Annotated in this window: 10 protein-coding genes; 5 read left to right on the forward strand and 5 right to left on the reverse strand. The window is 67.1% G+C overall.

The features are described from left to right. From ACQKDV_RS15885 to gluQRS, 3 genes are all read right to left on the reverse strand, one after another. On the reverse strand, positions 1–144 hold a 144-nt coding region (locus ACQKDV_RS15885; RefSeq protein ID WP_427785005.1), incomplete at its 3' end, for a polyhydroxyalkanoate synthesis regulator DNA-binding domain-containing protein. A gap of 181 nt (positions 145–325) precedes the next feature. Further along, positions 326–1,066: an acetoacetyl-CoA reductase gene (gene phbB, locus ACQKDV_RS15890; RefSeq protein ID WP_427784992.1), complete on the reverse strand. Its 741-nt coding sequence runs from the start codon at positions 1,064–1,066 to the stop codon at positions 326–328. A gap of 17 nt (positions 1,067–1,083) precedes the next feature. Beyond that, a complete protein-coding gene (gene gluQRS, locus ACQKDV_RS15895; protein ID WP_427784993.1) occupies positions 1,084–2,019 on the reverse strand; it encodes a tRNA glutamyl-Q(34) synthetase GluQRS in 936 nt (311 codons plus the stop codon). A gap of 93 nt (positions 2,020–2,112) precedes the next feature. Between gluQRS and htpX the strand changes: the two genes are divergently transcribed. Further along, a complete protein-coding gene (gene htpX, locus ACQKDV_RS15900; RefSeq protein ID WP_427784995.1) occupies positions 2,113–2,979 on the forward strand; it encodes a protease HtpX in 867 nt (288 codons plus the stop codon). A 286-nt stretch (positions 2,980–3,265) separates the two neighbouring features. On the opposite strand, the gene ACQKDV_RS15905 is transcribed toward htpX, so the two are convergent. Further along, entirely contained in the window at positions 3,266–4,093 is an 828-nt protein-coding gene (locus tag ACQKDV_RS15905; RefSeq protein WP_427784996.1) for an inositol monophosphatase family protein, read from the reverse strand. 120 nt (positions 4,094–4,213) lie between these two features. Here ACQKDV_RS15905 and ACQKDV_RS15910 point away from each other — a divergent pair, with 120 nt between their 5' ends. After that, positions 4,214–4,984 carry an RNA methyltransferase gene (locus tag ACQKDV_RS15910; RefSeq protein WP_427784998.1) on the forward strand — a complete coding sequence of 257 codons (771 nt, stop codon included), beginning with the start codon at positions 4,214–4,216 and terminating at the stop codon, positions 4,982–4,984. Positions 4,985–5,267: 283 nt separating this feature from the next. After that, entirely contained in the window at positions 5,268–7,394 is a 2,127-nt protein-coding gene (locus ACQKDV_RS15915) for a putative bifunctional diguanylate cyclase/phosphodiesterase (RefSeq protein ID WP_427785000.1), read from the forward strand. Between the two features lie 67 nt (positions 7,395–7,461). On the opposite strand, the gene epmB is transcribed toward ACQKDV_RS15915, so the two are convergent. Continuing rightward, complete coding sequence (gene epmB, locus ACQKDV_RS15920; RefSeq protein ID WP_427785002.1) at positions 7,462–8,478, reverse strand: EF-P beta-lysylation protein EpmB; 1,017 nt, start codon at positions 8,476–8,478, stop codon at positions 7,462–7,464. Between the two features lie 122 nt (positions 8,479–8,600). Between epmB and efp the strand changes: the two genes are divergently transcribed. Together efp and ACQKDV_RS15930 are read left to right on the forward strand one after the other, a co-directional pair. Next, entirely contained in the window at positions 8,601–9,167 is a 567-nt protein-coding gene (efp, locus tag ACQKDV_RS15925; RefSeq protein ID WP_108765696.1) for an elongation factor P, read from the forward strand. Between the two features lie 165 nt (positions 9,168–9,332). After that, on the forward strand, positions 9,333–10,006 hold a 674-nt coding region (locus tag ACQKDV_RS15930), incomplete at its 3' end, for an amidohydrolase family protein (protein ID WP_427785003.1).

Here is a 10,006-nt window from a genome sequence, read left to right on the forward strand (position 1 = left end):
GTCGCCGCTCTTGGCGTCGCGGACCTCGAAGTCTTCGCCGTCCAGGATCAGCTGGCGCACATCCTCGATGGTGATGTAGCTGGAAATCTCGGTGTCGTAGAGACGGCGGTTCGGATACTTCTTGATGATGCGGGTCGCAGCCATGAAGCGGTCACTCGTCACAGTAGGTGTGCAGCATGGCGCAGTGCACAAGCCTTGGCAACCGTCCCAGCCCCCGCCAGGCTTGGGTTTCGCAGTCGATCATGTTGCGCAGCAAGGGTTTGCGTGCTGCGCAGCATGACCAACGGCAGGGGCGTGATCTACCCCTGGCGCTGCCTGCGAGGCTTTACCAGCCCATGTGGTGGCCGCCGTTGATGTCCAGGTTGCTGCCGGTGATCCAGGCGGCCTCGTCGGCAACCAGGAACGACACGCCATAGGCGATCTCCTCCGGCTTGCCCAGGCGCCCGGTGGGAATGTCGGCGATGATCTTGGCGCGTACTTCCTCAGGCACCGCCATCACCATGTCGGTGGCCACATAGCCGGGCGAAATGGTGTTGACCGTAATGCCGAAGCCGGCGTTCTCACGGGCCAGGGAAATGGTGAAGCCGTGCATGCCGGCCTTGGCCGCAGCGTAGTTGGCCTGGCCGTACTGGCCCTTCAGGCCGTTGATCGAGCTGATCTGGATGACCCGGCCCCAGCCGCGGCGGCGCATGCCCTCGATGACCGGGCGGGTGACGTTGAACACCGAATTGAGGTTGGTGTTGATCACATCGTGCCACTGCTCCGCGCGCATGCGATGGAACGTGGTGTCACGAGTGATGCCGGCGTTGTTGACCAGGATCTCGACCGGGCCGAGTTCGGCCTCCACCGCGCGCACCATCGCTTCGGCGCTGCCGGGGTCGGACACATCGCCAGGGAAAATCGACACCGCGTAGCCGCGTTCGGTCATCGCCTGCTGCCAGGTGCGGGCCTTGGCCTCGTCTCGGTAATTGGTGGCGACCCGGTGGCCCTGGTCGGCCAGGCGTTGGCAGATGGCGGTACCGATGCCGCCGGTTCCGCCGGTGACCAGTGCGACGCGAGATGTCATGGAATGCTGTCCGGGTATCAGGTGGGGGAAGGGGGATTCTGCAACATCGGCGCGGAAAGTGCGCCGGGCGGCGGCAGGCCTGCTCCAATGAGGATGTCTGCGCGCGGCAGCCGCGCCGGGTCGAACGCCCGTTGGGCCGCAGCCAGCAGCGCAGGCAATGCATTGATGCCGTCCAGCGCGGCCGGTGCCTGGCCGAGGAGCTGCCACAGGTAGCGCAGCACCGGCACCGGGCGTGCGCTGTCCACCGGCAGCGCGGCCAGTGACTTGGAGAGTTTGTGGCCGGGGGCATCCAGCAGCAGAGGCAGGTGACAATAGCGGGGAACCGCCAGACCCAGCGCCTGCTGCAGCAGGATCTGCCGCGCGGTGGAATCGAGCAGATCGGCGCCACGGACAACGTCGGTCACGCCCTGCGCCGCGTCGTCCACCACAACGGCCAACTGGTAGGCCCAGCAGCCATCGGCACGGCGCAGCACGAAATCGCCGACCTCGGCGTGCACGTCCTGTGACTGCGGTCCGCGCAGGCCATCTTCGAACTGCACCACGCTGCCCGCTGGCACGCGGAAGCGGACGGCCGGGTCCGGTCGCGGCTGCCGGGCAACGCAGTGATGGTGGATGCCGCCGCTGGCGGCCAGCTCGCTGCGGCTGCAGTGGCAGATGAAGGCGCTGTCGCTGGCCAGCAGAACGTCCAGCGCGGCCTGGTAGGCATTGGCACGTTCGCTTTGCCACATCACCGGGCCGTCATGGTCCAGGCCGAACGCGGCCAGCGCCTGCAACTGCGCCTGTGCAGCACCTGCCACAGTGCGCGGCGGGTCGATATCCTCGATGCGCAGCCGCCACAGGCCGTTGTGATGGCGCGCAAGCAGCCAGCTGCCGAAGGCGGCAAGCAGGGAGCCGGGGTGCAGCAGGCCGGTGGGCGAGGGTGCGAAGCGGCCGCAGGGAATGGGTGAGGTCATGCTGGCTGAATCGTCGGTCAGGTTGGCGCTTGAATTCAAGCTGACCACACCGCAAATTGGCGGATATCGACCCCTTCCGAGCCGGAATTTCCCATGTTTACCCGCATAGCCCTGTTCCTGGCCACCAACCTTGCGGTGCTGATCCTCGCCGGCATCGTGATGTCCTTCCTGGAGGTGGACTCGCGTTCGATGAGCGGCCTGCTGGTCATGGCCGGCATCTTCGGTTTTGGTGGCTCCATCATCTCGTTGCTGCTGTCCAAGTGGATGGCCAAGCGTTCCACCGGTGCGGTGGTCATCACCGAGCCGCGCAACCCGACCGAGCGCTGGCTGCTGGCCACCGTCGAGCGCCAGGCCAAGGCGGCCGGCATCGGCATGCCGGAAGTGGCGGTGTATGACGGCCCGGAGATCAACGCGTTCGCCACCGGTGCCAACCGCAACAACGCGCTGGTGGCGGTGTCCACCGGCCTGCTGCACAACATGAGCGAAGATGAAGCCGAGGCGGTGCTGGGCCACGAGATCGCCCACGTCGCCAACGGCGACATGATCACCATGGCCCTGCTGCAGGGTGTGCTGAACACCTTCGTGATCGTGCTGGCCCGCGTGGTCGGCGGTGTCATCGACAGTGCGATGTCGGGCAACCGCGAAGGCGGCGGCCGCGGCTTCGCCTACTACATCATCGTGTTCGTGCTGGAGATGGTGTTCGGCCTGTTCGCGACGATGATCGCGATGTGGTTCTCGCGCCATCGCGAGTTCCGTGCCGACGCCGGTGGTGCCTCGCTGGCCGGTCGGCAGAAGATGATCGCCGCGCTGGAGCGCCTGCAGCTCAACCACGGCCAGAGCACGCTGCCGGCGCAGATCGCGGCCTTCGGCATTGCCGGTTCGACGGCGAAGAAGCTGTTCATGAGCCACCCGCCGCTGGAAGAGCGCATTGCCGCCCTGCGGGCCTCGACCGCGGCGTAAGCCTGGCGGTTCAACCTGGAAAGACGAGCGCCCGGCCAAGTGCCGGGCGTTTTTGTATGCGCCGCTCTCGCGCGGGTAGCGCCGGGGCGACGCTCGGCTGCCGTTCGCGCTGCGCGCGTGAGTCGAGCGTGGCTCGATTCTACATGGGCCTATCCACGCATGGCGTGGATCTACGCCAACGCGACGGAGGGTAGCGCCGGGCCATGCCCGGCGGCATTTGGCACAGACACAAACAAAAACGGCACCTTCGCAGGTGCCGTTTCAATAAATCGCGCTACGTGGACGCTCAGAACTTCGCGTCGAATTCCGCCGCGTAGCCGGTGTTCACCAGCACCTTCTGCAGCGATTCGGCCACCTTCAGGTTGCCTGCCACCACCTGCTGGGTGTCCGGGCCGCGGTTGTCCATGCGGGCCAGCGGGGCGCCCTTGAAGTCGCAGACCTTGCCGCCTGCTTCGCGGACCAGCAGCACGCCAGCGGCGATGTCCCACGCCTTCACGCCCGCTTCGAAATAGGCATCGGCGCGGCCACAGGCCACATACGCCAGGTCCAGCGCGGCCGAGCCGCTGCGACGGATGTCCTCGGCCTGCACCAGCAGGGCGTCAACCGCCTTCAGCTGGGTGCTGGCGCGGGCACGCTCACGCGGGGCGAAGCCGGTGTGGATCATGGTGCCACCCAGGTCCTTGCGGTCGGCCACGCGGATGCGGCGGTCGTTCAGCACGGCACCGGCGCCACGGCTGGCGGTGAACAGTTCATTGCGCAGCGGGTCGAAGATGACCGCGTCGGTCGGCTCGCCGTTTTCGACCAGTGCGATGGAAACGCAGTAGTGCGGCACGCCGCGCAGGTAGTTGCTGGTGCCGTCCAGCGGGTCGATGACCCACATGTTGCGGTGGCCGCCCTGCACGCCACCTTCTTCGCCGAACACGCCGTAATCGGGGTAGGCGCGCTTGAGCTCCTTGACGATCACCTTTTCGGCGTCGGCATCGACTTCGCTGGCGTAGTCCATCCGGCCCTTCTGCACCACATTGAGCGCCTCGAGCTTGTTGATGTTGCGCAACAGGACGTTGCCGGCGAGGCGGGCGGCCTTGACCATGACGGTGACGGCGGGTTTCTGCATGGCGTGGGCTCCCGGAAAGGCAGAAGAGGTAGGGCTGGCGGGGGAAAAGAGCGGGTCCGGCGCAGTGGCCGGCCGCACAGTTTACCATTGGTCTTCGTCCAGCTCGACAGTTCCCTGTTCATGTCCCAGTTTTCCGCCGCCACCCGCCTCCGATTCGTCCTGGTCGGTACCCAGCACCCCGGCAACATGGGCGCTGCCGCCCGCGCCCTGAAGACCATGGGCCTGGCCCGCATGGTCCTGGTCGCCCCTGAAAAGCCGCTGGACGAAGAGGCCTTCCGCCGCTCGGCCGGTGCCGAGGACGTGCTGGGCGGGGCGCCGGTGGTGGCCACCCTGGCCGAGGCCGTGGCCGATTGCACCCTGGTGCTGGGCTGCACGGCCCGTGCGCGCCGGGTGCAGCTGGAGGAGTACCTGCCGTCCGACGCCGCCGCCCGCGCCGTGGCCAAGGCTGGCGAGGGCGTCGAGGTGGCCCTGGTGTTTGGCCGTGAGCGCACCGGCCTGACCAATGAGGAACTGCAGTTGTGCCATGCCGCCGTGCATATCCCGTCCGACCCGGCGTTCAGCTCGCTCAACCTGGCCGCCGCCGTGCAGGTGCTGGCATATGAAACGCGCATGCAGCTGCTGGGCGCGCAGCCGGTGGTGGAAACCGAACCCGGCTTCCGCGAACAGGCCGCCAGCCATGAACAGATGGAGAGCTTCTTCGCACAGCTCGGTGACACCCTGGACGAGATCGACTTCCACAAGGGGCGTGCACCTGAATCGGCCATGCGCAAGCTGCGTCGCCTGTTCCTGCGCAGCGAGCCGAGCGAACAGGAAGTGCGCCTGTTGCGCGGCATCCTGGCCGATACCCAGCGCATGGCGCGGCTGGCCGGCAACAACGGCAAAGAAGGCTGACGCCGTTCTCATTTTTTCGGGTAGTCTGTCTGGATACCCTGGGGGATGAGCTTGTGTCGGCTTCATGTAAGGCAACGCAGTGGGGATTGCTGAGCCTGGTTCCATGCCGGCGTGTTCGTGCGGGGAAAGCCGCAGCGGGCACGCCTGGCGCGTGGGGTCGGATCGACAAGGTCACAGAAATACGGAAGGGCCTGGCGCTGCTGCAGCGCCAGGTGGCCGCGCGCGCGTGGTGTTGCTGGATTGAATGGACCGTGGAATCGAGACACGTACGGATGGAAGTGGCATGAAGTGGCTCGGCTCGGGTATGCAGGCCCGTTTCCTGCTGGCGATGGGCGGGGCAATGCTGGTGGTGGTGGCGATCCTGGCGGTGCTGCTGGGGCGCCAGGCGACGATGCAGAACGAGGTCAAGAGCCTCAGTGGCGGTGTCATCCATGAGCTGTTCGACCGCAGTGTGCGCAGCCGTGGCGAAGCGATGGCGCGCGAATTGTCCGATTCACTGGCCAACCCATTGTTCCACAACGATCTGGGCCAGGTGGGCGCACTGGTGCGTACGACCTCGCGGCAGCAGGTGGTGCGCTACGTAAGGGTGTTCGACGCCGAAGGCCGGCTGGTGCATGACGGCTCGGCCAATGTGACTGGCTTCGGCAAGCCGATGGACGACCCCATGGCGCCAGCGGCCGTGGCCGCGCAAGGCCTGGTGGTGCAGCAGTCGCCGACCGTGCTCGACAACGCCATGCCGATCATGATCGGCAAGCAGCGCATCGGCGGCGTCCGCGTGGGCATGGCGCTGGACGAGGTGAAGCAGCGTGAGCTGGCCGCCAGTGCCACCCTCGGCGAGCGCCTGCAGCAGGTCGGCAGCCGTCACCTCGGCTGGCTGCTGCTGATGCTGGCGCTGCTGGTGGTGATCGGGGTGATCGTCATCCTGTACGTGCAGCGCACGCTGGTGGCGCCGATCCGTGACCTGGCGGCGGCCGCGCGCCGCATCGAGGCCGGCGATTACCAGGCACCGCTGCTGGAAAACACCCGCGACGACGAAGTCGGCGAGCTGGTGCGGGGGTTTGCCCGCATGCGCGATGCGATCGCCCGCCACGACCGTGAAGTGCGGCGCATGGCGTACACCGATGCGCTGACCGGGCTGACCAACCGCCTGGCATTCCGTGAAGCGCTGGACCACCGGCTGATGGCTGCGCGGGCGTCCGGGCAGCGTCTGGGCCTGCTGTTTGCCGATATCGATGACTTCAAGCGGGTCAATGACACGATGGGTCACGAGGCGGGCGACGAGGCGCTGCTGCAGTTTGCCCAGCGCATCGCCCATGCCGTGGCCCAGGCCGGCGGCGACGATGCGCTTCTGGCGCGCTTCGGCGGCGACGAGTTCGTGATCCTGGTGGGCGATGGCGATGTGGCTGCCAATGCCCGGCTGCTGGCCGAGATGCTGGTGCGCGAACTGGGCAAGCCGCTGGTCGTGCAGGGCAGGGAGCTGTTCCTGGGCACCTCCATTGGCGTGACCCTGTTCCCCGATGACGCCGCCGACGCCACCTCGCTGCTGAAGAACGGCGACATCGCCATGTACCAGGCGAAAATGGCCGGCAAGAACTGCTACCGCTACTACAGCCGGGCGATGGACCATGCGGTCGAGCGCCGGGTGCACATGGAGCAGGAACTGCGCGGTGCCTGGGAGCGCGGTGAACTGCGCCTGGCCTACCAGCCGATCTTCCGCATGCGCGACCGCCGCCTGGTAGGCGTGGAAGTGCTGCTGCGCTGGCAGCACCCGACCCTGGGCACCATCCCGCCGTCGGTGTTCATCGAAGTGGCCGAGCAGAGTGGGTTGATCGAGGTGATCGGTCCGAAGGTGCTGCGCGCGGCCTGCATGGAAGCGACGCAGTGGCCGCGCGGCACGGCCGGTGACGAATTGTTCGTGTCGGTAAACGTGTCACCGCGCCAGCTGCGCGGCGGTGAACTGCCGGCGCTGGTGGCCCAGTGCCTGCACGAATCGGGACTGCCGGCCTCCCGCCTGCACCTGGAGCTGACCGAGACGGCGGTGATCGGCGACGAGATGCTGGCTGCACAGCTGCTGGACAAGCTGCACCGTACCGGCGTGAAGGTGTGGCTGGATGACTTTGGTACCGGCTTCTCCGGCCTGAGCCATCTGCGCCAGGTGCCGGTGGACGGGGTGAAGATCGACAAGAGCTTCGTGGCCGACATGCAGCGTGACCCGGACGACCTGGCGCTGACCACCGCGATCATCGCGATGGCCCATGCACTGGGCATCACGGTGGTCGCCGAGGGCATCGAGCAGGAAGCGCAGTTCGAGCTGCTGGCCCAGCGTGGGTGCGATCTCGGCCAGGGCTACTGGCTGAGCCACCCGGTGACCGCGACCGAAGTGGTGCGGATGATCGATTCGGGCGCGTGACGCCCCATCCACGCATGGCGTGGATCTACTGCCGGGACGCCCATCCACGCATGGCGTGGATCTACCGTCAGACCGGGCGCTTGCTGGGGTCGCCGGGCAGTTCGCGCACCAGCTTCGGAACCAGGTAACCGGACAGGCGTGCGGTCAGGCCCGCAATCAGCGCCTTGGCCCGGGTGTCGTCCACTTCGAAGTGGGCTACGCCTTCGACCTTGTCCAGCTGGTGCAGGTAATAGGGCAGCACCCCGGCGGCGAAGCTGCGCTCGCTCAGGTCCTGCAGGGCCTGCACGCTGTCGTTGACCCCGCGCAGGAGCACCGCCTGGTTCAGCAGCTGGGCGCCCAGGCCGCGCAGGCGCGCCATCGCAGCATCCACGCTGGCATCGAATTCATTGGCATGATTGGCGTGGACCACGATGGCCAGCGGCCACGGCAGGCTGCCCAGCCAGGCCAGCAATTCTTCGTCCACGCGCTCGGGCAGCACGATGGGCAGGCGGGTGTGGATGCGCAGGCGGCGGATATGCGGAATCTGGCGCAGTGCATCGGTCAGCTCAACCAGCTTGTGCGTGGCCAGCGAGAGCGGATCGCCGCCGGACAGGATCACCTCGTCGATGTCCGGGTCGGCCGCGATGGCCGCCACGGCCTCCTGCCAGCCGCCCTTGGCGGCGTTTTCCGCGCCATAGTCGAAATGGCGGCGGAAGCAGTAGCGGCAGTTGATCGCGCAGCTGCCGGTAGCTACCAGCAGGGCCCGGCCACGGTACTTCTGGATGACCCCGGTGGCCTTTTTCGCAGCGCCATCGCCCACGGCATCGAAACTGAACCCGGGCGCCGGGCGCATCTCCTCGTTGATCGGCAGCACCTGGCGCAGCAGGGGGTCGGCCGCATCGCCGGGGCGCATGCGGGCCACGAAACCCTCCGGCACGCGCAGCGCGAACTGGGCCATGGCCACCTCCGAGACGCCCAGCGCGGCCGGGTCCAGCTGCAGCCGGGCCAGCAGCGCATGCGGGTCGCGCAGCGCCTGGCGCCAGAGCTGCTGCCAGCGCGCCGGCGCGCCTGGCGACTGGGGCCGTGGGAAGGCGGAAAGCTGCATGGAGAGGAGGCCTGCGGTTATCATGGGGGCAGAAAAACTGTCGCCCACCGGCTTCCGGTGGGCTTTCCATTCTATCCGGCTCGCCGCACCCGCGGCGGTTTTGCCATTTGAGGAGCTTGAGCATGGCCACTGTGGGCATGAATGACGTCAAGAACGGGATGAAGATCCTGGTCAACAACGAACCGGCAGTCATCACCGACACCGAGTACGTCAAGCCGGGCAAGGGCCAGGCCTTCACCCGCGTGAAGTACCGCTTCATCCGTTCAGGCCGCGTGGTCGAGCTGACCATGAAGGCGACCGACGATCTGGAAGTGGCCGACGTCGTCGACACCGACATGAACTACATGTACAGCGATGGCGAGTACTGGCACTTCATGGACCCGGAATCCTTCGAGCAGGTCCAGGCCGACAAGGCCGGCATGGGCGGCGCCGAGAAGTGGCTGAAGGGCGAAGAGGCCTGCATCGTCACCCTGTTCAACGGCGCGCCGATCTTCGTGCAGCCGCCGAATTTCGTCGAACTGAAGATCACTGAAACCGATCCGGGCGTGCGTGGCGACACCTCGGGCGGTGGCGGCAAGCCGGCCACCCTGGAAACCGGTGCCGTGGTCCGCGTGCCGCTGTTCGTCAACCAGGATGAAATCATCAAGGTTGATACCCGCTCGGGTGAGTACTCCTCGCGCGTCAAGTAATCCGGCAAAGCCGGATTACCTGTAGAGCCGAGCCCATGCTCGGCTTTCCGGGCACCGCCCGGAACCCGTTGCCGGCGCCGATGGCGCCGCAACGGACAGCCGCCGGGCATGGCCCGGCGCTACCGCCTTCAGCCAGGCGCCGCCCCCACAGCCAAGTGAGCCCGCATGAGCGATAGCCCGCACCTCCCCGAAGCCTGCGACCTGCTCATCGAAGCCGGTCATGTCGTTCCGATCGAGCCGCATGCGGTGGTGCTGGAAGACCATGCCGTCGCCGTGCGGGGCAGCGAAATCGTCGCCATCCTGCCGCGTGCCGAGGCCCGCGCGCGCTTCCGCGCCACCCAGGTGGTCAGCCGCCCCGATGCGGCGCTGATGCCCGGCCTGGTCAACGCGCATACCCACAACCCGATGACCCTGCTGCGCGGCGTCGCCGATGACCTGCCGCTGATGACCTGGCTGCAGCAGCACATCTGGCCGGTGGAAGCGGCGGTGATCGGCCCGGAATTCGTGGCTGACGGCACCATCCTGGCCATCGCCGAGATGCTGCGCGGCGGCACCACCTGCGCCAACGAGAACTACTTCTTCGGCGACGTGCAGGCCGCGGTCTACAAGAAGCACGGTTTCCGCGCGCTGGTCGGCGCGGTCATCATCGATTTCCCCACCGCTTGGGCCAAGACCGACGACGAATATTTCGCCAAGGCCGGTGAACTTCACGACCAGTGGCGCACCGATCCGCTGATCGGCACCGCGTTCGCGCCGCACGCGCCGTACACGGTCAACGATGCCATACCGGTTCGCGGAGGTCGACGAAGCCCGCCACGCCATCGAGCGCCTGCAGCAGC

Origin of the sequence: Stenotrophomonas sp. NPDC077659, assembly GCF_050268705.1 — a bacterium.
Taxonomy (GTDB): domain Bacteria; phylum Pseudomonadota; class Gammaproteobacteria; order Xanthomonadales; family Xanthomonadaceae; genus Stenotrophomonas.

Bases quoted from the DNA above. Each gene is read 5' to 3' on its own strand.
- phbB (WP_427784992.1), bottom strand. From the start codon at position 1,066: ATGACATCTCGCGTCGCACTGGTCACCGGCGGAACCGGCGGCATCGGT.
- gluQRS (WP_427784993.1), bottom strand. From the start codon at position 2,019: ATGACCTCACCCATTCCCTGCGGCCGCTTCGCACCCTCGCCCACCGGC.
- htpX (WP_427784995.1), top strand. From the start codon at position 2,113: ATGTTTACCCGCATAGCCCTGTTCCTGGCCACCAACCTTGCGGTGCTG.
- ACQKDV_RS15905 (WP_427784996.1), bottom strand. From the start codon at position 4,093: ATGCAGAAACCCGCCGTCACCGTCATGGTCAAGGCCGCCCGCCTCGCC.
- ACQKDV_RS15910 (WP_427784998.1), top strand. From the start codon at position 4,214: ATGTCCCAGTTTTCCGCCGCCACCCGCCTCCGATTCGTCCTGGTCGGT.
- ACQKDV_RS15915 (WP_427785000.1), top strand. From the start codon at position 5,268: ATGAAGTGGCTCGGCTCGGGTATGCAGGCCCGTTTCCTGCTGGCGATG.
- epmB (WP_427785002.1), bottom strand. From the start codon at position 8,478: ATGCAGCTTTCCGCCTTCCCACGGCCCCAGTCGCCAGGCGCGCCGGCG.
- efp (WP_108765696.1), top strand. From the start codon at position 8,601: ATGGCCACTGTGGGCATGAATGACGTCAAGAACGGGATGAAGATCCTG.